Here is a 22,629-nt window from a genome sequence, read left to right as displayed (position 1 = left end):
TAAAATTCCTCCTTACATAAATGAAATATTTATTTACTTTTAATAAGCTTCTTGTAGCCTAAGCTTCTAATCCTCCAATACCTCCGATAGGAAGAAGGAGGTGAGCATAAAGAAGATGTAGGTCTGCATAAAAGCAGTGAAGACATCAAAATAAAGATGTAGAAAGGGTGTTACTGCAAAGGCTAAAATACCAAAGGGCATTATTGCCCGTATCATATTGTAGAGAAGGGCTATGATAATAGTCCCTCCCAGGAGGTTTCCAAATAAACGTAGAGTCAAGGATACAGGAAGAGCCAAATCTCCTATGACATTAAGAGGAAATAGAAAAACTATTGGCTCAGCCAGGGACTTAAGCTTACCCTTAATCCCATGAAGCCTTATATCCGTGCCATGAATCAGTATAACCATCATTAGGGCTAGGGTTAAATTTAGGGTGAGATTGGAGGTGGGTGGCTGGAGACCAAGAAGTCCCATGAGATTACTGATAGCCATGCATATCATAATAGTGCCGTAAAAAGGTAGATACCTCCAGGTCCTTTCATTTAAATTAGCTCCAATAACTCCTTTTGCAAGGTTTGCTATATTTTCAAATACTAAAACAGCTCCCTCTGGCTCCTTGGTAGGATCCGCTCTTTTTATTCGCCTACCTCCCCAGGCTAAGAAAATTCCTACAAAAACAAGCACTCCAAACCAAATTAATATACTCTGATGAACTAAAAAACTAAAGTCTCCAATGGTAATAAGTATACCCTCCATGATTAACTAGCCCTCCTGAGCTTCCACCTAGCTCCATAGATGATAAAATTAAGAATCAAAAAGCCTACTAATAGTGATATTACATTGATTCCCTTAATGATAGACCAGGATACTACAAAGCCATAAAAGATAAGCCTTATTATATAAAGCACTGCTGCTATGGAGCCTGGCCTGGCGCTTTCAGAGATATATTCTGAGGATATGGCTATGGATATAAAGCCTACAAGTCTGGTAATCCCTCCTACCACAAAGCCTAAAGCAATGTAATTACTTCTGGTGAGTATATAGGCTATTACATAAAAAGCCCCAATAACTATCAACGATCTTATGATTATGGATGTGTAAAGTGATTTATTCATCCTTTCCCATGGCCTCCTTTACTAATAGATATAAGCTTCCGATAATAACATAAAGTAAAGAGGAGAGCATAAGCCAGGGAGCTGTGTTAAGCAGCCGGTCCAGCCAGCCACAAAGCCATATGGCAAGGGCGATTCCTATGGTTATCCTAGCTATGAATCTCCAAACAATAGTATTTCTCATGGCAACCTCTATACGCCTTCTCTTATTCTTTGATTATTTTCAGTCAAAAGGGCAATAAATATACCAGCCATAATTTGGGTTTGCAACCTTTAGTCATCAATAAGTTTTTCTTATCAAAACCACCTGAAGCATCATACTATATATGGTATTTTATTGTCATTTAAATCCATCAATTTATATTTTGGAGGAACTATGTTATGAATAATTCTATCAGCCTATGCATGATAGTAAAAAATGAAGAAGAATATCTTCCCCAGTGTCTTGAAAGTGCCCAAGGAATTGTGGAGGAAATCATTCTGGTAGATACGGGCTCAACAGACAGAACTGTAGAGATAGCTGAAACCTTTGGAGCAAAGGTATATCATTATCCCTGGAACAATAATTTTAGCGAGGCTAGGAACTTTTCACTAGAGAAGGCTACAAAGAACTGGATTTTTATTCTTGATGGAGATGATGTTATATTTCCTGAAGATCAGAAAATCTTGAAAAGCTTCCTTGAAAAACCCTTAAGCAAGGATTATATCTATAATTTCGAGACTCTCAGTTATCATGGGGATACACCTGATGAAAACAATGTAACTATAAACTTAAACCCTAGACTATTTCCAAATCATCTAGGAATCCATTACGAGGGGGAGGTCCATAACCAACTTATTTACCCTGAAAATATGCAAAACATTATATTTTCATCAACAAAGGTTCATCATTATGGATATTTAGATAAAGTGATTAAGGGTAAGAATAAAAGCAATAGAACTATGAACTTAATCCTTGAACAGCTCAAAAACGATCCTCAGAATCCTTTTGCAAATTTTAACTTAGGGACCGAATACTCCAACCTCAATAAAAATAAAGACGCCTTAGATTGTTTTTATAAGGCTTTTGATAGTTTTCAGCCAGACCTAGGTTATAGCTATATTTTAATTTTGAGAATTATAATTTTAAATTATAGGGAAAAGAATTATGAGAATGCATTAAGATTCATTGAAATTGGACTTAAGCATTATCCAAAGGCAGCAGATATTCATTTTTACAAAGCACTGATTTATAAGACTTTGGCAATGCCTCTCTCTCAATTAGATGCCTTAGAAAAAGCTTTGGAAATAGGAGAGTCACCTTCTCCTTTGAAGTTTTTCTATGGAACTGGAACCTTTAAAGCTGCTTGCGAAATTGGTACCCTTCTTATTAGCTTAAAGGAATATGACAAGGCCTATAGCTTTTTAGTTAAAGCACTTCAATATAACCCTAGATTCTATAACCCTTTATATGATATTGCTCACATACTAACAATAAAAAAAACCTCAATAAAAGAAATGAAGGATATATTAGAAGGCTTTATCTCTTCCGATCCTAATAGATTTCATATACTAGGAGAGGTATTTTATACTGAAGGATTTTATGAAGCAGCACTAGAATATATAGACTTGCAGGAAAAACTCTCTGGTATCAATGAAAAACTATTAGACCTTAGGCTCTCAGCCTTGTTGAGATCCGGTAGCTTTGAGGAGTGTATAGCACTGGAAGGGATTAATGAAAATTCTCCTGAGAAATCTAATATAATCCTTAAACTCAATCAGGCTCTAGCATTGGTTATTTTAAGAGAATATGATAGCGCTAAGAACCTTTTAAGTCACTGCTCCAGCTTTTCTCCTTCAGCTACAGAACAAAAGCAGATTAAAGTATATGAAAGCCTAATTGCTTTATTAACTGATGAGGCCACGGAGGATATCTCCACTATAAAAGAGGAAGAGGATTATCTTAATATAATCATCGATATCCTTTCTATATTACTAATGAATCAGCTATATGACATCTTTGAAGCTGCAGTTAAGCTACTAACACTTATTGATAACAAAAATATATTACTAGCCTTAGGAAAGCTCTATCATAGCCTTGGATATACTGACTATGCAAAAACTGAAATCAAAAGATCGATACAGCTTTTTGATTGTTATGATCGAGAAGGACTAGAAATATTAATGAAATAAAACTATATTAATCATAAAGAAGAGCCTTCAGCCTATAACTGAAAGCTCTTCCTTATCTTATTTAATTTAAGCCTCTATAGGAGCCGTAATGTTCCACAGTTTCTGTGTCACCAGGCTTAAGTCCTGGGACTATTGCTATATTGTAGGTTTTATCTACAGGCAATGGGTTTCCACTTAAACTGTTATCAAACTCATCTGTTACGTAATAGCTATCTTTTATTCCTGTACCTACTCTTTCTACCTCTACATCTATCACTGATGCATATTTAGAAGCTGCCGCAACAGTGCCAATAAGCCTCACTTCTTTTGTCACAGCAACATTCCCTGATACTGCAGGACAATGAATATTACAAGAAGAGGTTTCAATGGAATTAAATACGACCTTAAGAAAAGGAATTAGGTAGGTATCATTTGATATTGCAGAACCAAAGCTCCAAAGGATATTGTCATCTCTAGGAATAAGTGCTATACCTGGTACTTGAAGCTTATTCAAGTGCCATAAGCTTACTATAAAAGTTAAATCAGCACTGACAGCTACCTTGGCAGTAGCTGGGTTTAGAATAGAGCTTGTAAGTGTAGTAACCCCTGGAGATTCATTAAAGGTAGTATAGCTGCTAAAATACTCCATTAATGGATATATATATATTCCTTGGGAAGGTGGAGTATCACTAAAATTATTAGTTTTAAATAAAACTACCTCAGCACTGATTATTGAAGCATTACTTGGTATTGTAGAAATATCAAAAAGCAAATAGCTTACGTATTTATAACCGTCTTCCCCTCCTACAAATATCTCTCCTTCATTTATATTTCCATTGGGAATTTTACTGGTTACTGTTAAACTTTTTATTGCTGGAAGCATAATATTTTGCAAGGTCATCACCTCTTTTTATTCTTAAGTAACAGCATGGAGCCATAAGCTCCATGCCAAATTTCTTAAGCTATATTAAACGTATGACCATGCACCTGAAACAGATACCGTATCGGATCCAAATACCTTTGGAACTATAGCCATAGCATAGGTCGCACTTACTGCTAAAGGAGTAGAGCTAGCAGAATTATCATACACAACAACCCTATAAAAACTTCTATCTCTAGTAGGTGTAACAGCATTAGTTACATCAAGGTCTATAAAAAGATATCCAGTAGTATTAGCTGCAACAGTTCCTGTTACCACTATGACCCTTGAGCTTCCACTTTGAGGGGTATCAAAATTAATAGTTAATGCCATGATTTTCATCTCCTGTGAACAAATTAAGGATTAACATCCTAGTACAATATATGCTTTTGATAAAAATCTGACACATACAATTAAAAACAAGTTATAAAGTGCCTCTAATTTTTTGTAGAACTAATAATCTTTTTTATTGGAACATAGGTATTCTGATTATTTTTCTTTACAATCTTATAAATATTTACAACCTTAATTTCCTTCTTTTCTACAAGCTCTATTACCTTTTCTACTTGTTCTAAAGAAATTATAATTGATTGATTGCAGCCCCTTCTAAGACCACAGGGCGTTGAAGTCATTAATGGATTTAACCCTTCTTTCTTCATTTCATTGTATAGAAGCATTCCTTGATTGGTAGAATTAAATATAAACATGTACTGACTTTCATTAACATTCACAGGTCTCATCACCCTTCCAAATATACAATATAAATATATTATATATTTATGAAGAATTATAATATCAGTGCTTAAAAATCCTGGCAGATTTATCTCTAATTATTCTCTATTTTTATCAAAGAGTGCTGAAAACAACTCCCTTAATGGAGTTTTAGAGGAAGATTTTCCTTCTCTCTCTAGCTTTCTTTCCATAGCTTCAAGCTTAGCAGTGACCTTAGCTAGTTCTTCCTCTCTTTCAACATATAGAGATTCTAGTTCATTTAACCTCTTTTCTTTCGTTATTACCTTATCCTGAAGATAGGTAACCCCTTCATTAAGCTCTTCCTTACTTTTATTAAAAATTTCTATAGTACTAGCAACATTTTTCAGCTTCTTTTCATAGCTCTCAGCTCTTTGACGGTGCTCCTCTATACTTTTATATAATTCCTTTATCAATATATCCTTATCTGCCATTTCCTTTTTATAAGCCATTTTAGCCTTTATTTCCTGAATACTATTTTTCTTATAAAAGGTATATCTGTCATTTCTTCCCGGAGTAAATATATTTGCTATATCATCCAAAACTAGAGCTGTAGTCTCCTCTCTATCGGCAAAAAAAATTTCTCTTATGTATAAATCTTTATTTGCCCCTATAGCCTTAAGCTTACACATTCCCTTATAAACCTTATTTTCCTTTAGGCACTCCCCCTGTGGAGGCAAATTAAAATACTCTCCACCATCTAAAGAAAAAGTGGCAAATATATACTCCCCCTCAATCCACAGCACCCATAGTTGTTCCTCAAGGAAAAAAAGAACTCCTGAGGAAATATTATTTTCGGAGATAAATAAGTGCTTTCTTATCTCTTCACCATCTTTTATCCAGAGAACTAGATTATACTCATCCTGTATTAAATATAGACAATGAATCTTATCCTTAAGCTTTAACAACGATAAATCTATAAAAGGCTTGACATTCCTATCTATGGTATATAATTCTGACCAGTAAGAGGAATTATCCTTTAAAACTCTATATCCTAGCTCATGATCGTCATTAAATCTTTGATATAAAATATATAAGCTATTATCCTCTGAAGTTGATACATAAAAAGGCATTTCGTATTGAAAATTTAGTTCATCAATAATTCTGGGACTTGAAAGCTCTCCATTTCCATCCACAGTATGATAAACAAGAAGAGTTTTTCCACTATCCTCTCGATAAATACTATAAAAAAGATATAATCGGCTATTATAAGTTGCAGCCTTATAATATAAGCTAACTTCTCCATTTCCTTCTCTATTAAGAAGAGGATATACTCTCCAGTTTATTTCATTAAATAGATGAAGAATAAGATTTCCTTTTAGGTCTTCATAGAAAATTGCCATGACCTCCTTAGAAAGAACTTCTAAGGAAAAGCCTTCTTTTACATCCTTCAAGAGAAGGCCTGAATTTATAACTACCCTATTTTTGATAATCTTGTAAGTAATCCCTTTATTCTTTTCATGGTTTATATACCAAAGAGTGCCATTGCTCCTTTCTATAACATAAAAATCCTTGTTAACCTCTATCATCATCTCTTCCCCTTTAATGGATTATATACTATAGGTTATGCCTGAAGGTGCAAATCTTATAACTAATCTTTAGGAAAACCCTTTGAATATTCTAGTTTTCTTACCTTTCTTTGAATATATTTTTTTGTTTAATATCAGTAACACTTTAAATCTATAAGAGTAAAATAATATTAAAACAGAACCTCATTAAGATTGTTAAGGGGATGACATAATGAAAAATATTCAAGAAATCATAAAAGAAATGGAAAAAATCAGTGAGCATGTGGCTACTACAGTTAATGAAGAGCCCCTAACTCCTGAAAGAGCTGAGGAAGAGCTGGCAAATATTATAAATGCTGAGCCTGCAGCTTTAAATGATCCAATTTTAGGAACCTCCTGCTGTATAGTATCTGTACCCAATGAATTCACTGTTCCTGTAACTTCTCCTGTAGATCCAACAATACCTGTTACTAATCAAAATATACTTTTTACCACTACTCAGCTATCTTGTTTTGTAAATCCTACTACCATATCCTGTACACCTCCCGATTGTCCTACACCAATAGATGTTACAGTATTTGAGGTTAGATTATCAGGCTGTATACCTTACATCGTCAATGTATCCGGGATTACTGGCCCTGTAGCTGTGCCCCCTGTAACCTGTGAAGCTGTTCCAGGTACCACAAGAATTTGCTGTTCCGATACCTTCTGTGTAAACTCAAGAATAGGAATATATGCTACTCTTCCAGAAGCATTGGCAATATGCAATAATACAGCTCTTCTTACCTGCAACAATATACAGGTTGGATTAGTTTCAACCTTAGTAGAAACCTGTGGAGGTAATGGTCAGGCAATTCAATTTGAAGTAACCTTTAATTCTCTGTTAGGAAACTGCCCACCACCAACACCACCACCACCAGTAGAATAACAATAGTAACCTCTTAGGATAGTAATTAGTTTCTTAGCTTCTAAAAAGGTAGCCATAAATAGCTACCTTTTTAATTTAATTAAATTATATAATCTATCGATTATTTTTTCCTTTTCCTCAATTACCTTTAAGAGAGTTCTTATTCTTTGATTTTTTTCTTCATTAACCTGTTCAATTTTTTCTTGAAGGTTATAAATAACCTCCTCATAATAGCTGGAAATATCCATTAATATGCTCTTATATGGCTTCTGACTATTATTTTCCTTATCAGTTAAAGGTCTGGATAGCTCTTCTCGTGAAAGCATTCCATATAAAGCTTCTTCATATACAAATTGTCTTTGCTCTATAACAATATCAGCTGAAAATCCGTCTCTTTGATTAAAAAAATTCTCATAGCACCAAGGAAAATAAGAATAATTAAAATCCTTGTATAGCCCTTGAGTCCTACCTTCCTCTTTCTCCTTAGAGAAAAGAATAAAACCTAAGCCCTTGGGAGAAATAAAAAAGCTGATACTATGTACATCTTTAAGAAGAAGGTTTCTTTCGAAAATTTCCCATACTTTCTTATGACTATATTTTAGGATCCTATATATTCCTCTAGCTTCATCCTTGCAATATAGAATATAAATCTCATGATTATAGCAGGACATATAATACTCTCCTTGAAGCTCAACAACCTTTTCTTCCTTCCAGTAATCCTTATAAGGATATCTATGATATAGAGTTCTTGATTTATCCCCCTCGCTATCCTCTAATAGAAAAAACCAATGCTCCTTTCCTGCAGCTTTTACAATTACAGGACTCTTAGGCTCGCTTTTATGATAACTATTAAGCATATGCTCCCTCCATTATAATAATATCCTCAAGAAATAATATTCTTGATTATTCCTTTTTATTCCTTTATTTCTGTGCCAAGCCCCTATGAAATGAATATTATAAAGTGTAACAAAATATCCTAATGAAAAGTAAGGTGAGCAGCTTGAAGAATTTACTTTTAAATAAAATATATAATAAAGAAATAATAGTTGCTGTAGTGGGCCTTGGATATGTAGGTCTTCCATTAGCTGTGGAAAAAGCAAAGGCAGGCTTTAAAACCCTGGGCTTTGATATACAGGAAAAAAGAGTAGCTATGGTAAACAAAGGCTACAATTATATAGGTGACGTGGTATCTTCGGAGCTTTCAGCATTAGTTAGCTCAGGATTCCTTTCCGCCACTACAGATTACTCAGATATAGCTAAGGCAGACTTTATAGCTATTTGTGTCCCTTCACCTTTAGATAAATATCAACAACCAGATATGAGCTATATCAAGAGCTCTGCAGAAGCCGTTGCTAAATACATGAAGAAAAATACCATGGTAGTATTAGAATCTACCACCTACCCTGGAACTACTGAAGAGCTTCTTAAGCCTATACTGGAAAATGGCTCTGGCTTTGTCTGTGGCAGAGACTTTTATCTAGGGTATTCTCCAGAGAGAGTAGATCCAGGAAATCTTAAATATAAAACAAAGAACACCCCCAAGGTAGTAGGAGCCATAGGAGAAGAGGCTGCTGAGGTTATTTCTGCTATGTATGGAGAAGTGCTTCAAAGTGATATTCATGTAGTATCCAGCCCTAAAGTAGCGGAAATGGAAAAGCTTCTAGAAAACACCTATAGAAATGTAAATATTGCCTTGGTCAATGAGCTAGCAATCCTCTGTCATAAGATGAATATAAATATCTGGGAGGTTATAGAGGCTGCTAAAACAAAGCCCTATGGCTTTCAACCCTTTTATCCTGGTCCTGGTCTAGGAGGACATTGTATCCCTTTAGATCCCTATTATCTAGCCTGGAAGGCTAGGGAGTATGGCTTTCACACCTCACTGATTGAAGCTTCAGGGATGATTAATGATAAGATGCCAGAATACTGTGTAGAGAGAGCAGCAATGGCTTTAAATTCAAGAAAGCTGCCTCTTAAAGACTCAAGGATTCTTGTGTTAGGTGTGGCTTATAAAGAGGATATAGATGACTATAGAGAAAGTCCCGCATTGAAGGTTATAGAGCTTCTAATAAAACACGGAGCCTCTGTATCCTATTACGATCCATATATTAAAGCATACTTATATAAAGGTGAAATAATTACCGGCATTAAAGAGCTTACTTCAGAAGCACTAAAAGAAGCAGACTTAACAATAATTACTACCAGCCATAGAATAATAGATTATGCTTTTATCCAAGAAAACTCTAAATTAATACTAGATACTAAAAATGCTATGGGAAGCTTAAAAAGCAGAGAAAATATCATACTATTATAAAAGCTACTTATGAAAATTTATAAAAATAAGAGACAGATAGAATAAGCCACTAGCTTTTTCTTCTCTGCCTCTTCTATTTATACAGCATCATTAAACTACGAGATTATAAATTTAAGACTTCAGAAATATCTTATAATGAGTAATTTACCGCTTGAGATTGAAAAAGCTTCTGATAGGTGGACTCTTCCTTCTTCATGAGATTTTCATGACTATCGAAGTCTTCAATCCTCCCTTTATTAATCACCAGTATCTTATCGCAAAAGACACTGCTGGACATACGATGGGAAATATAAATAGCCGTTTTCTCTCCCACCAGCTTGTTGAAGCTCTCATAGATTTCTGCCTCTGCTATGGGATCTAAGGCGCTGGTAGGCTCATCAAGGATTATTAAGGAGCCATTTTTGTAGAGAGCTCTGGCTATGGCTATCTTCTGACTCTGACCCCCACTCATCTCTATGCCTTCACTGTCATAGGCCTTACCAAACAAGGACTGCAGTCCCTTAGGCAGGCTCTTTATCTTCTCTGTCATCCCTACCTCATCAATGATTTTTTCCACAAGGGACTTATCCTTAAGAGCAGCTCTGCAGGTGATATTCTCCTCAATGGAGAAATTAAAGAGCTTAAAATCCTGAAAAACTGCAGACATGCTGCTGTTATAGCTATCATATTCATAATCGTATATATCCCTATTATTTATATAAATCTTCCCACTATCAGGCTTATATAAACGGCAGATGAGCTTAACAATGGTGGACTTTCCTGCTCCATTTAAGCCAACGATGCTTATCTTCTCACCTTTTTTAATCTCAAAGGATATATCCTCTAAAACCTTCTTATCAGTCTTAGGATAAGAGAAGGTGACATTTTCAAAGCGGATGGAGTCAATCTCCTTCAGAATTTCACTGCCACTTATCTCCTTTTCCTCAGGAAGCTCCATGAGCTCTAGGAATGGCTCTAGATAGCTGAGCATCTGATTGATAGTAACAACATTTGTTCCCATCTCAAAAATTGCAAGGGAAAAGTTTATGGCAGAATTAACATACATGGTAAGACTACCAATGGAAATCAGTCCTCCTCCAAAATCCACGATGCAGCGTATACCCACATAGCCATAGGCTAACACTACTTGAAGGACATTTATCACCTGATAAAGTCCCATATAAATGGCTGATTTATGTCGGTATTCAGTGAACCAAGCCACTAACTCCTTATCAAATTCAATAATTTTATTCCCTATCATATCGCTCATATTATATAGGCGAATATCCTTATGGCCTAAGTCAGCGAAACAGAGACCTACGTAATAACCATATTTTCTATTAACAGGGATGATATCCTGAAAAAACTTCTGCTGATATTTAGCAAACCTAGCCTGTATAAAAAGCATCAAGGCTATGGTAATAAGAAGCACCACCACAAGAATCCAGGAAAGCTGAAGCATAATAACCACAAGACCAATAAGGGTTACCCCCTGTCTCAATATTTCTGTGATGCTCTGAATAAGACCAGGGACAGCACTTTGATTGGTCATGGCAAACCTTGCTCTTTCCTTAAGATCAAGATAATAAGGATCCTCTAAATGACTATATTCAATGTTCATTATTTTTTCTGCCAATACTCTATCTAAGGACATTTGTACTAATTGTCCTCTTACATCTAAAAGCCTCTTAGAGGTCTTCCCAAGAAAGTACCAAAATACATTGGATATTACTATGAGGCTGCCAAAGAGTATAAGTCTATCACCCTCTCTTCCTCCCATAAGCTCATCGATAATATATTTAGGCAATATTACATTGCAGATTATCTGACCTCCGTAGGAAATACTGTTAAGGAGCAATAAAAAAATGTAGGAGGGGCATATATCCCATGTGATTTTAGAAACTAAAATTAGCTTTTTTCTTATCTTCATGCTGAGCACTCCTCCTGACTTTCACGATAATATTTCCCTTGGGTCATAAACATATCGTAATATGCTCCACCCTTTTCCATGAGCTCCTCATGGGTACCATATTCTCTGAGGCCATCGCCATCTATAAGAGCTATGACATCACAAAACTTAGTAGAGGCAAGGCGGTGGGATATATATATGGAGGTCTTTCCTTCTGTAAGGTCGTTAAACTCTGAATATATCTCTGCCTCTGCCAGGGCATCTAAGGCAGAGGTTGGCTCATCCATTATCACCATATTTCCTCCCTTATAAAGAGCTCTGGCAATGGAAAGCTTCTGGGACTCACCTCCTGAGAATATTGCCCCATCCTCTTCTATAACCTTGAGCATCAGATTGTTTATGCCTTTGGGAAGACTCTCTACCTTCTCATATAAGCCTACCTTTTTAAGCACCTGATTAACCCTATCATAGTCTATATCCTCGGAGGTGCAGGCTATGTTCTCTGCTATGGTATAGGCTAGTATATTTACATCCTGAAATACCACGGAAAACATAGAAAAAAGCTCGCTCTTTTTGTAGTCATTAACATTTATACCATTGATAATTATCTCTCCTGAATCCACCTTGTATAAACCTGTAAGCAGCTTCACAAGGGTTGTCTTACCTGCCCCATTAATTCCAACTAAGGCTAGCTTCTGTCCTTTTGGAATCTTTAAGGAAAAGTTAGTATAAACATTTTTATCGGTATTAGGATATTTAAAGGAGATATTCTTAAACTCTATCTCTAAGGTCTCACCTTTAGGTACTGCGAGAGCCTCTCCCCCTTTTTCTCCATAGTCCTTGTCCATGAACATGTAAAAATCTTTAACATACATATATTCCTCTAGGATAAAGGTCACATAGCCCGATAAGGTATTAAGCTCTAGTGAAAGCCTGGCAGTTGCAACGAGATACATAGAAAAGTCTGCTATGGACATTCCCTGAACCGTTAGATATATAAGCATCCCATAGGTAACTCCATCAGATATCAGTAGAGTTATTAGGGTTATGAAGCTTAAGCCATACTCTTTATTTTTTATAAGCTTAAATACATCAAGGTAGCCTTTAATTTCAAAATTAAAGTTATCTATTATTCTGTTCTTAAGATCGTATATCCTTACATCCTTTCCATAAGCAAAATCCTGGGTGGTGTCAGAATAATATCCAACCCTTCTCTTATGCTTCGATAGCTTCTCTTTATAGGAATAATTAATCTTCTGCACCTTCAAGGCTGTAAGAGTAGTAGCAGCTATGTTCACCAGGATAGCTAAAAGAATCCAGGGACTTTTAAAGGCTACAAAAATTGATAATATTAAAACTATCATCACAGAAGCTGGAAGCTCAAAAAGCTTGTGATAAATACCTTCTATTCCATTACTATTAGTGGATATAGAAGCAAAAGCCCTTTCATTGGTTTCAGAAAAGGTTGAGTCCTCTGTGTATTTATAATCTATTTTTAATAGCTTTACCCCTAAATCCTTCACATAATCTATGCGCAGGTTCGTAATTCTAGGGTTAGCTATATCTCCTATAAAGGTTTTAAAAAAGTATATTACCGCACCTACTGCAAAGAAGATAATTACAATAGTCATAACATCTGATACTGATGGATTAGGCACTGTGAGCTTCTCAATCAAAAACTTAGGAAGCAGTACTGAAATAAATGGAATACCCGTAGCCAAAAGAGTATATAAAAAACATAGACTAAATAATCCCTTATCTCTCTCCACTATATTTTTTATCATTCTGGCTATAGCACTATTTTTAGGAGACCCTTTCATACCTACTTAACACCTGCTTTCTTTATAATTTTTTCTAAATAATCACTAAACTGTTAATATTTATTATACATTAACAAAAAATATACACCTATAAAAATCATCTTTCATTTTTCTCCATTTTTTGTTAATAACGCAATAAAGCTATGGCTCTTTTTTTATTAAGTAGATAAATGGTGATTAGCTCTCTCCTGCTATAAAATATAATTATATATACATGGTGAAAAATATCTGCTATACTACCTTGAAAAATGAATTTATGTTGATATAAGCCTTTTAAAAGGAATAAGAAAGGAACTTGCTCATGAACCTTAGAACAAGTCATAAAGAGTCCTTGGCCACTGCTGCTATAATTTTAAGCTTAGCCTGGCCTACAATTATTGAACAGGCCATGCAGACTGCGGTACAGTACATCGATACGGCGATGGTTGGCTCCTTAGGAACAAATGCCACCGCTGCCGTAGGTGCTACCACTACTGTGGGATGGCTTATTTTCAGTACAATCTCTGCCTTAAGTGTCGGTTTTCTTTCCTTCATCGCCCGTGCCTGTGGTGCTAATAATAAGACTGCGGCTCAAAAAGCAGTGTCTCAAGCGGTCTTGGTAGTCCTGGTGGTAGGAAGCCTCTATACCCTGCTTACCCTATCTCTCAGCAGCAGAATTCCAGTGTGGATGCAGGTGGATGAAGGTATTGAAAAGCTTGCTTCTACCTACTTCTTCATACTGTATTTACCCATGCTCCCAAGAGCGGCCAGTACCATTTTTGGTACGGTGCTCCGTGCTGCTGGTGATACTAAGACACCCATGAAGGTAGGTATAATTGTAAACCTGATTAATATTGTTCTGAACTTTTTACTGATTTATGAAGCTCGCACTGTGTCTCTTTTTTCTCTAAGCTTTACCCTGCCAGGAGCAGGTCTTGGAGTAATAGGAGCTGCCATTGCCAGTGCTGTTGCTTTCTTCTGGGGAGGAATTCATATTACCTATGTATTATGGAAGCATCCCATGGTTTCTCCAAGCGGTACAAGCCTTCGTCCTGATATGAGTATACTAAAGCCCTGTATGAGGATTGCCTTCCCTAATATTCTTCAGCGCTTCGGGACTTCCCTGGGCTTCGTATCTTTTGCATCGATGATCAATTCTCTAGGAGAGGTATCCACCGCCGCTCATACCATTGCCAATACGGTAGAATCTGCCTTCTACATCCCTGGCTACGGTATGCAGACTGCTGCAGCAACCCTCACAGGCAATGCCTATGGTGCTGGTGATAAAAAAAGAATGAAGTCTCTATCCTCAATGTTTATTCCCATAGAGGTACTGCTGATGCTCCTCTCTGGTACTGCACTATTTATTTTTGCACCGACACTGGTAGGGCTTTTCTCCTCTAACCCTGAGGTTATCCATTTAGGCACCACAGTTCTCCGAATGGTGGCTATTTCAGAGCCTATATATGGCTTTTCCATCATTGTAGAAGGGATGATGCTGGGGGTAGGAAAGACTAAGGAGCCCTTCCTGTACAATATCATTGGAATGTGGTGCATCCGTATTGTGGGAACCTTCATATCCATAAAGCTCCTGGGCATGGGCTTAGTTTCTGCCTGGGCCTGCATGATTGCTCACAACCTGTTTCTCTTTGTACTGTACTTTTTCACCTACCTAAGAGGTACGTGGAATCCACTGAATACCAAATAATAAAAGCGACGGCAAAACCGTCGCTTTTATTATTTATGGCTTTCTATGGCCTTCATGGCCTTAGGGAAGGTGATAGAAAATACTATTATTGCTGTTAATATGGATAAAGTATCTGATACAGGCTCTGCTAGGAATACTGCAAAAACCTTATTCTCAAAGAAGTTTGGCAGTATATAAATCAAAGGAAATAGTAAAACTATCTTCCTCATTATAGCTATAAATAAGGCAGCCTTAGCATTTCCTATGGATAGGAAGGTCTGCTGAATAGCCATCTGTATGCCGAAGAAGCCTAAAACAGCCATGTATACCCTAATGGACCAGGTTGCTTCTGAGATAAGCTCTGGGGAGGAGTTAAATATCCTTATAAAGAACTCAGGGAAGAGCAGAACCAAAATCCAGAAGCCTCCAAGAAAAGCACAGGATATTGACAGCATCACCTTAAAGGTTTCCTTTACTCTATGAGGATTTCTCGCTCCATAGTTAAAGCTCATAATAGGCTGAGCTCCCTGTCCTAGACCCTGAGCAGGAATCCAAACCATCTGTAAAATAGTGCTGGCTATGGTCATAGAACCTACGGCTATATCTCCTCCGTATTTCTGAAGAGAGGAATTAAAGCCTATGTTTATAAGAGCTTCTGTGGATTGCATGATAAAAGGAGCCAGGCCTAAGGCCATCACCGGAAGTAAAACCTTCATTTTAGGCATTAGATACTCTTTTCTTATACGAAGCTTAGTCTTTTTACTAGTAAGAAACCATAGTACAAAGGCTGCTGAGATTCCTTGAGATATGACAGTAGCTAAGGCTGCTCCTTCCACTCCCATGTCCATACCATATATAAATATAGGATCCAGTATTATATTGGCCACAGCTCCAATGACTACAGATAGCATGCTGAAGCTGGTAAAGCCCTGGGTTGTAATGAATAAATTGAGACCCAAGGACAGCATCACAAATAAGGAGCCAGAAGCATATATCTTCATATAAGGATAAGCATAAATAATAGTATTCTCACTAGCTCCAAAGAGCCAAAGAAGCTCTTCACCCCAGATATTAAAGGCTGCGGTTAAAATAAGCGCTATGATTATAAGTGCTGTAAAGCAGCTTCCCAGTATCCTCTCCGCCTCAGAATCATGCCCTCTTCCCATCTCTATAGCTGCCCTAGGCGCTCCCCCCTGACCTATGAGCATTGTAAAGGCAGTGATGAGATAAATAACCGGAAAGCAAAGGCCTATCCCCGTAAGAGCAATGCTCCCAACCTCAGGCATATGACCTATATAAATTCTGTCTACGATATTGTACAAAAGATTAACCAGCTGCGCTGCCACTGTAGGTATAGCAAGCTTTAAAAGCAGCCTTCCCACAGGCAGGGTAGCTAAATCCTGTGAAATATCCCTTTTCTCTTTCGTCTTTGCCAAATTAAGTCCTCCATTTCATTTCTCTTTGTATAAAAGAAAATCAGTAAATTCATCCTTTAATTATAGCACCTGAGACTGAAGGTGGGCAGTAGGACATTTACAAAAAAGTACACCTCAAGAGTTTAGTTTAACTATCCTCTAGTGTGCACCTAGCTTAATCAGCAAAATATAGGTTGTCAAAGACATCAGTACAAGGAAGCTTCTTATTAGCCGATATTATATTTTGCCTATCCTCAATATATATCCAGCCTTGCGTTCCATCAGCTTTACTCATAAGCACCCAATTTTTATTATCCGTTAAAGGGAAGCTTATCTCCTCCTCTGAAGGCTCCATAAGTATTTCCTTTGAGTTTAAATCCATTTCTGCATAAGCTGTTATTTCTTCCTTTAATATCACAGGCTCTTTATCATAATAGTCGTAGCTTATAGGAGTATATAAATCCTCTTCTACGGTAGCAAGCTTTCCTTCGCTGCTAAGCTCCCAAGCAAAGACCGTTGTCCAATATTGAAGCAAGTCTAATCTTCCCTGTGATTTAATTGTCCCCTTTCCATCCATGGAATAGGTTTCATCTGCAGGAAAACCAGTAATATAACCTATATACTCTAATCCCTCACCATCATATCTAAAATAGCTAGTGGTAAGGTCCTCACTAGCTCCTATATCTGCTATGGCAAGCTCTTTATAGTCATCAGAGGTGTCTATATCTACAATAAAATACCACTGATCATCAGGATAATATATGGATGCTCCCAAATATATCAATGGATTATCATCACTTGCCCTGGCATATTCCTCTCCTGATATACTTAAATTTTTCACTGTATAATTGCCATTATTATCGTTAGCAGCACTCATAAGAGTATAATTAATAATTTCATCTTCTCCATCACCGTTTAAATCAATGATTGCAGTTTCCCCTGGGACTACCTTAACAATATAGCCATTCTCTTCTGTGGGAAGGTCTATATTTTGATTATTTTTATCATCACCGATATTATTTTCATCCTTTGCCACACAGGAGGTTAAACCCGCTGCAGCTATAATTAATAACAAAGTTAGGCATCCTTTTAATAAACTTTTCATACCTTTCCTCCAAAGCTATTGAGCAAAAATCTCTATTAATCTACTTTAATAATTAATACGAAATAGGCAGGTGTAAGTTCATTTCTAAGAAATTTTTTCTTTGATTAAGACTTCAAGCTCATAACTTATAAATTCAGAGTTATTCCACTACCTTCAAAGCAAAATAATAGCTACCGTTGCCCTGGCCATCATCTGCTGTTAGAAAATATAAATAAGTCCCCTCCTCAGCCTTGGCAGTAAACTGTATTTTATCTTCTTTATTTCTGTCTGTAATAAATAATATTGCTTCGCTTCTGTCACCAGAAACGGTTTTACCTTTAAAATAATAATGCCTGTTAACACTTACGGAGGAGTTATCGCTATCAAAAATAACTTCTACAGAATCTCCAGGATGCACCTCAATGGGATGAGCTTCAGCCAAGTCTTCTACTGCTTCTTGATTAGCATGCTTATTCCATGATCTTTTTGTAGCACTTCTGTAGGAATATATCAGCATATAAGGCTCGTACTCATTTCCATTATAAGAAATAGTAGGAGTAATAATATCCCTATTAAAGGGTTTTTCCTCGTAAATGAAAAGTGCTCCAAGAATAAAAACAAAAATTAAAGCCACCAGGATATTTCTTTGGGTATCTGTCATAGTATTGGTTTCCTCCTAAAGGTCACATAGATTTAAGTTATATACTTATTATTCTATATATTTTATTTAGTTCCAATACAATGATTTGCTTAACAGAAAAAATATATTAATGTAATTTCAGGAATAACTTATTCTAGCAGCATTTCAATATGTGGTATTCCATCCTCTAAAAATTCATCTGATACTTGTTTGAAGCCAAACCTTTCATAAAATCCTTTAGCATAACACTGTGCTTCGATTCTAATTTTATCAGCATTCATTTTTTCTTTAGCTACCTCTATACCTTTTTCTAATATTTTATCGCCTAGTCCAATGCCTCTCTCCGTAGTTAATACTCTTCCTATGGATACTTCTTCAAAGGATATTCCTTTATCTAAAACTCTTAAATATGCTTTTATTCCCTCGTTACCTTTAATAAAAACATGATATGCGTTTTTATCCTTTTCATCCACTTCCTGATAGGGACATTCTTGTTCAACAACAAAAACAGAAACTCTGACCTTTAAAATTTCATATAACTCATCTACAGTTAACTCTTCAAATCTTTTTATGATAAACTCCATTATTTCTCTCCTTCCTCAAATTCACATGTGAGCAAAAAGAAAATAACTATAGTTCCTTATGCTCTTTTAAAATATGTTCCAAAAGCCCCTCACAGCCTTTATAAATTTCTTCATAGGTTATATCAAAATTGCCAGTATACCAGGGGTCATCAATATCTCCAGGGGTGGAAGTAAAATCAAGAAGCTTGTTTATCTTATTCTCAGGATCGCTTTTAATTATCCTCTTAAGGTTTCTAATATTATACTCCTCCATGACTATGATATAGTCATAGCTATCATAGTCTGACTTCTTTATTTGAAAGGCAGTCTTCCCATGCACGAAAATCCCAACCTCCTTAAGCTTTCTAACAGTCCCAGGATGAACAGGATTTCCTATCTCCTCAGTACTAGTGGCTGCAGAAGCAATATAAAATTTATCCTCTAAGCCCTTCTTCTTAACCATATCCTTAAAAACAAACTCAGCCATGGGTGATCTGCATATATTACCATGACACACAAACAAAACCCTTATCAAAGCACTTCCTCCTTATCATAGATAATTTATTTCTACTTGTAAGATAGAAAATAAATAACTTCCTTTTAAGTAATATAGTTATATTATAGCAAAAGATTATATAAAGAGATGCTCTTCTATTAACTATACTCCCCTTCTATTAACTGTAGTGCCAGCTTATTTCTTCCTATATATTTTTCATGTGTGCATCAAATTATAAGTATTATTTGATATAATATAATTACCATAATTTTCTAATAATTGAGGTGTAAAATGAAAAGATATTTTATGTTGTTTCTATCATTGGTATGTATTTTAGTATTGCCAGGATGCGATCCTGATGAAAATGTAGATGCTAAGCCCGTAATCTACCTATATCCCGAAACAACAACAGAAGTTAGTGTAAAGCTGGAATATCAAGGTGAGTTAACCTGTACCTATCCAGAATATAAGAATGGTTGGCATGTGGCTGCTCAGCCTGATGGAACATTAACGGACATAGCGACTCAAAAGGAGTATTCATACCTCTTCTGGGAAGGTCTTTCAGAGGTAAAGTACGATATGAGTAATGGCTATGTGGTAAAAGGCTCTGATACCGCTGAATTTCTCCAGAATATCTTAGCGGAAATGGGGCTTACACCTAAGGAATATAATGAATTCATAGTATATTGGCTGCCTAAAATGCAGGAAAATCCGTATAACCTCATCACCTTCCAGACAGATGTCTACACAGAAAATGCCCTCTTAAAGATTTCTCCGGAACCTGACTCTATACTTCGTGTGTTTATGGCCTATGAAGCTTTAGAGAAACCAGTTACCGTTGAAGAACCTTTCATTGAACCTTTTACCAGAAGCGGCTTCACAGTGGTAGAATGGGGTGGAACTGAAATTAAATAAGAGAGCTATCTTAAAGATTTTCAAGAAAAACTTAGTGCTTCTTATCAGGAGTATTTACTATAGAGTATATTAATAAAAAGGGTATAAGCCTCCTCCTCGGGATTTGCTTATACCCTCTATTCTTATAATTTATTACCAATTACCATATATCTTATCTAAGGCCTTAAGCCCCCCTCTTCTCTTCCTTCTTAGTAAGGAATATCACTCCCACTATAGAAGCAACTCCTAGGATTGCATAGAAAGAAAGATTTGCGGTGTCACCGGTCTTAGGGTTGTCCCCTTTGTTTGCGGCTACCAGAGCCTTCTTAGTAGTCTGGAGCTTGGTAAGGGCTGTGTCTACCTGTGCTTGAGTTGCATTTGGATCTGCATCTACTGCTACTGCGGCCTTTAGGGCATCCTGATAAGCCTTCCAGGTTGTTTGGGTGTAGTCCTTTTCCTTAAGGGTCTTTTCAGCAGCTATTTCCTTTTTCAGGGCTTCCTTGTTTACTGGTGCAGCTACTGGAGCCTTTACTAAAGCAGTTTTGGCAGTTTTGAGAGCTGCAAGAGCTGTATCTACCTCTGCCTGAGTAACCTTCTCATTAGCAAGAGCTGCCTTTGCAGCTGTCAGAGCTTGTTGATAAGCCTTCCAGCTTTCTGCTGTATAATCTGCTTCTTTAAGAGTACCAGCGGAAGTTACTTCTTCCTGAAGCTCTTCTTTGTTGAAGAAGGTCTTAACGGTTATTCTTCCCTGACCATAAGGATTTGAATATTCTTTACCTACAGTACCGCCTAATTCATCTACAATATAGTTTATAAGCACTTGATTGTCTATAAGCACTTCATTTTGAAGAATCTTATTTCCCTTAAACATGGTGTAGCCATCACCGGAATTCTTCAGCATAAAATTATGAGAAGCTAAAGTATATATCTTGTTAACATCAAGAGGCTTTCCTGCTACCATAACATTTTTAACTCTATAATCTCCCTCCACGGATATAAACATCTTTTGAGCATCCATCTTTACAGAGGATGGGATATAGCTATTTATTTCATAAGTAAGTCCTGAAACATGAAGGAAGCCTCCATTTTCATTTGGATAATCCTTAGAGCCAAATTCAAGAGCATCTAAAATTTGCTGACCAGTAGCTTCAATCAAACAGGCCATGTTTCCAAAAGGATGAACGTTTATAATTTCACCATAGGTTATATCACCCTTAAGTATATCTGCTCTTATACCTCCACCATTTACAAAGGCAATATCAGCACCTAAAAGAGTTCTATAGGCGTCAGCACAAAGGTCTCCTAAATTGGTTTCCCCGCTTCTTACTAATCTCTTCTTTGTTGCTGGATCATAGGTTACTAAATCAAAATCAGATTTTGCTACAACCTTATTAAGGGTTTCTTCATACTGACTTTTTATTTCCTTTATGAAAGCTGTTGTTTCAGCATCCTTCTTTGTATAATCAGAAATCAGTCTGGTAGAAAGCTTACCATCAGTTGTTATAGTGAGCTCACCCATAGCCTTAAAGGCTGTACTAGTGGAGCTTAAAATAACCTCTTCCTGGTTCTTATCCTTAACTATCTCTTTTTCAATAAGGCTGTGAGAATGACCATCAAGCATTACGTCTATTCCTGTAGTATTAGCAATAACCTCATAGGAGGTCCAGGGCTTGCTTTGACTATCTATGCCTAAGTGAGCAAGGGCTACAACATAATCAGCACCAGCTCCCTTAGCTGCATCTATTTGAGCCTGAACAGCAGCATAAAGATCCTGACCATTATTCCCCTGCTTGAAGCCATAAATATAGTTCCCAGCAGAGTCTTGGAAGTAGGTTGGTGTAGACTTAGTAATGCTTTCTGGGGTAGATATACCCACATAAGCCACTTCTACACCATCATAGTCAATTATTTCATAGCCTTTAAAAACTGGCTTATCAGTATTTAAATCCATGAAGTTACTAGATACAAATTTAAAGCTAGACTTTCCAACAAGCTTATTGAATTGATCCATACCATAATCAAATTCATGATTTCCTGGGGTAACTAAATCATAGCCCACATAATTCATAATATCTATGATGTACTCTCCCTTAGATAAGGTACCTATAGCTCCACCCTGAACGAAGTCACCCACATCTACTAAGGTAACGTCCTTTCCTGCAGCCACTAGTTCCTTTTTATAAGCAGCAAGACCATCATAGCCTATTATATTTGTCTTATCGGTAGTGTCACTGTCTTCAATTGCACAGTGTATGTCATTGGTATACAAAACTACTATATCCTTTGCTTTAGCTGTAGCTTCTTCAGCACTTGCCTCATAAGCTGGTATTCCAGCCATTAAGGACAGGACCATGGCAAAAGTCATTAAAATAGCTAGCCACTTTTTAGTAAACCTCTTCATTGATGCATCTCTTCCTCTCACCTTTTATATTAGAAAACAGCTTCTGCAGGGAAGCTGTTTTTCCCGATTAGATAGCCTCAATCCCTTTTGATTTTACAAAT

The 22,629-nt window shown here is 36.5% G+C and carries 21 protein-coding genes; 5 read left to right on the top strand and 16 right to left on the bottom strand.

Features of this window, described 5'->3' with window-relative positions:
* Positions 1 to 66: 66 nt before the first annotated feature.
* From atpB to ACPWSR_RS08405, 3 genes are read right to left on the bottom strand one after another with little or no spacing between them, the layout of a single operon-like run.
* Entirely contained in the window at positions 67 to 756 is a 690-nt protein-coding gene (atpB, locus tag ACPWSR_RS08415; protein WP_426351237.1) for a F0F1 ATP synthase subunit A, read from the bottom strand.
* Between the two features lie 2 nt (positions 757 to 758).
* Positions 759 to 1,115: a hypothetical protein gene (locus tag ACPWSR_RS08410; RefSeq protein ID WP_426351236.1), complete on the bottom strand. Its 357-nt coding sequence runs from the start codon at positions 1,113 to 1,115 to the stop codon at positions 759 to 761.
* Positions 1,108 to 1,296 (bottom strand): AtpZ/AtpI family protein, encoded by a 189-nt coding sequence (locus ACPWSR_RS08405; RefSeq protein ID WP_426351235.1) that lies wholly within the window; start codon positions 1,294 to 1,296, stop codon positions 1,108 to 1,110. The genes ACPWSR_RS08410 and ACPWSR_RS08405 overlap by 8 nt, the downstream gene beginning before the upstream one ends.
* Positions 1,297 to 1,493: 197 nt before the next feature.
* Between ACPWSR_RS08405 and ACPWSR_RS08400 the strand changes: the two genes are divergently transcribed.
* Positions 1,494 to 3,284 carry a tetratricopeptide repeat-containing glycosyltransferase family 2 protein gene (locus ACPWSR_RS08400; RefSeq protein ID WP_426351234.1) on the top strand — a complete coding sequence of 597 codons (1,791 nt, stop codon included), beginning with the start codon at positions 1,494 to 1,496 and terminating at the stop codon, positions 3,282 to 3,284.
* 61 nt (positions 3,285 to 3,345) lie between these two features.
* On the opposite strand, the gene ACPWSR_RS08395 is transcribed toward ACPWSR_RS08400, so the two are convergent.
* From ACPWSR_RS08395 to ACPWSR_RS08380, 4 genes are all read right to left on the bottom strand, one after another.
* The gene (locus ACPWSR_RS08395) at positions 3,346 to 4,158 is read right to left on the bottom strand and encodes a DNRLRE domain-containing protein (protein ID WP_426351233.1); all 813 of its coding nucleotides are present in this window, start codon (positions 4,156 to 4,158) and stop codon (positions 3,346 to 3,348) included.
* A 72-nt stretch (positions 4,159 to 4,230) separates the two neighbouring features.
* Positions 4,231 to 4,515: a hypothetical protein gene (locus tag ACPWSR_RS08390; protein WP_426351232.1), complete on the bottom strand. Its 285-nt coding sequence runs from the start codon at positions 4,513 to 4,515 to the stop codon at positions 4,231 to 4,233.
* 104 nt (positions 4,516 to 4,619) lie between these two features.
* A complete protein-coding gene (locus ACPWSR_RS08385; protein WP_426351231.1) occupies positions 4,620 to 4,889 on the bottom strand; it encodes a DUF3343 domain-containing protein in 270 nt (89 codons plus the stop codon).
* A 123-nt stretch (positions 4,890 to 5,012) separates the two neighbouring features.
* The gene (locus ACPWSR_RS08380; protein ID WP_426351230.1) at positions 5,013 to 6,461 is read right to left on the bottom strand and encodes a hypothetical protein; all 1,449 of its coding nucleotides are present in this window, start codon (positions 6,459 to 6,461) and stop codon (positions 5,013 to 5,015) included.
* A gap of 211 nt (positions 6,462 to 6,672) precedes the next feature.
* On the opposite strand from ACPWSR_RS08380, the gene ACPWSR_RS08375 reads away from it, so the two are divergent.
* Positions 6,673 to 7,368 carry a hypothetical protein gene (locus ACPWSR_RS08375; RefSeq protein WP_426351229.1) on the top strand — a complete coding sequence of 232 codons (696 nt, stop codon included), beginning with the start codon at positions 6,673 to 6,675 and terminating at the stop codon, positions 7,366 to 7,368.
* 62 nt (positions 7,369 to 7,430) lie between these two features.
* On the opposite strand, the gene ACPWSR_RS08370 is transcribed toward ACPWSR_RS08375, so the two are convergent.
* Positions 7,431 to 8,204, bottom strand: a complete 774-nt coding sequence (locus ACPWSR_RS08370; protein WP_426351228.1) for a hypothetical protein — start codon at positions 8,202 to 8,204, stop codon at positions 7,431 to 7,433.
* A 143-nt stretch (positions 8,205 to 8,347) separates the two neighbouring features.
* Here ACPWSR_RS08370 and ACPWSR_RS08365 point away from each other — a divergent pair, with 143 nt between their 5' ends.
* Positions 8,348 to 9,661, top strand: a complete 1,314-nt coding sequence (locus ACPWSR_RS08365; RefSeq protein ID WP_426351227.1) for a nucleotide sugar dehydrogenase — start codon at positions 8,348 to 8,350, stop codon at positions 9,659 to 9,661.
* Between the two features lie 130 nt (positions 9,662 to 9,791).
* Here ACPWSR_RS08365 and ACPWSR_RS08360 read toward each other — a convergent pair whose 3' ends face one another.
* Together ACPWSR_RS08360 and ACPWSR_RS08355 are read right to left on the bottom strand one after the other, a co-directional pair.
* Positions 9,792 to 11,570 (bottom strand): ABC transporter ATP-binding protein, encoded by a 1,779-nt coding sequence (locus ACPWSR_RS08360; RefSeq protein WP_426351226.1) that lies wholly within the window; start codon positions 11,568 to 11,570, stop codon positions 9,792 to 9,794.
* On the bottom strand, positions 11,567 to 13,333 hold the full coding sequence (locus ACPWSR_RS08355; protein ID WP_426351225.1) for an ABC transporter ATP-binding protein: 1,767 nt from the start codon (positions 13,331 to 13,333) through the stop codon (positions 11,567 to 11,569). Before ACPWSR_RS08355 ends, ACPWSR_RS08360 begins: the two co-directional genes overlap by 4 nt.
* A 337-nt stretch (positions 13,334 to 13,670) precedes the next feature.
* Between ACPWSR_RS08355 and ACPWSR_RS08350 the strand changes: the two genes are divergently transcribed.
* Positions 13,671 to 15,056, top strand: coding sequence for an MATE family efflux transporter (locus ACPWSR_RS08350; protein ID WP_426351224.1), 1,386 nt, complete (start codon positions 13,671 to 13,673; stop codon positions 15,054 to 15,056).
* Positions 15,057 to 15,085: 29 nt separating this feature from the next.
* Here ACPWSR_RS08350 and ACPWSR_RS08345 read toward each other — a convergent pair whose 3' ends face one another.
* From ACPWSR_RS08345 to ACPWSR_RS08325, 5 genes are all read right to left on the bottom strand, one after another.
* Positions 15,086 to 16,471, bottom strand: coding sequence for an MATE family efflux transporter (locus tag ACPWSR_RS08345; RefSeq protein WP_426351223.1), 1,386 nt, complete (start codon positions 16,469 to 16,471; stop codon positions 15,086 to 15,088).
* 154 nt (positions 16,472 to 16,625) lie between these two features.
* Positions 16,626 to 17,555, bottom strand: a complete 930-nt coding sequence (locus ACPWSR_RS08340; RefSeq protein WP_426351222.1) for a hypothetical protein — start codon at positions 17,553 to 17,555, stop codon at positions 16,626 to 16,628.
* Positions 17,556 to 17,694: 139 nt separating this feature from the next.
* Positions 17,695 to 18,195 (bottom strand): hypothetical protein, encoded by a 501-nt coding sequence (locus tag ACPWSR_RS08335; RefSeq protein ID WP_426351221.1) that lies wholly within the window; start codon positions 18,193 to 18,195, stop codon positions 17,695 to 17,697.
* A gap of 128 nt (positions 18,196 to 18,323) precedes the next feature.
* Positions 18,324 to 18,758 (bottom strand): GNAT family N-acetyltransferase, encoded by a 435-nt coding sequence (locus ACPWSR_RS08330; protein WP_426351220.1) that lies wholly within the window; start codon positions 18,756 to 18,758, stop codon positions 18,324 to 18,326.
* Positions 18,759 to 18,804: 46 nt separating this feature from the next.
* Entirely contained in the window at positions 18,805 to 19,272 is a 468-nt protein-coding gene (locus ACPWSR_RS08325; protein WP_426351219.1) for a low molecular weight protein-tyrosine-phosphatase, read from the bottom strand.
* A gap of 252 nt (positions 19,273 to 19,524) precedes the next feature.
* On the opposite strand from ACPWSR_RS08325, the gene ACPWSR_RS08320 reads away from it, so the two are divergent.
* Complete coding sequence (locus ACPWSR_RS08320) at positions 19,525 to 20,148, top strand: hypothetical protein (protein WP_426351218.1); 624 nt, start codon at positions 19,525 to 19,527, stop codon at positions 20,146 to 20,148.
* A 163-nt stretch (positions 20,149 to 20,311) separates the two neighbouring features.
* On the opposite strand, the gene ACPWSR_RS08315 is transcribed toward ACPWSR_RS08320, so the two are convergent.
* A complete protein-coding gene (locus tag ACPWSR_RS08315) occupies positions 20,312 to 22,528 on the bottom strand; it encodes a 5'-nucleotidase C-terminal domain-containing protein (RefSeq protein WP_426351217.1) in 2,217 nt (738 codons plus the stop codon).
* Between the last annotated feature and the right edge of the window lie 101 nt (positions 22,529 to 22,629).

The organism is Alloiococcus sp. CFN-8 (assembly GCF_049943125.1).
Taxonomy (GTDB): Bacteria; Bacillota; Clostridia; order Clostridiales; family Clostridiaceae; genus JAEXZL01.
This window is presented reverse-complemented; position numbering and strand designations above follow the sequence as displayed.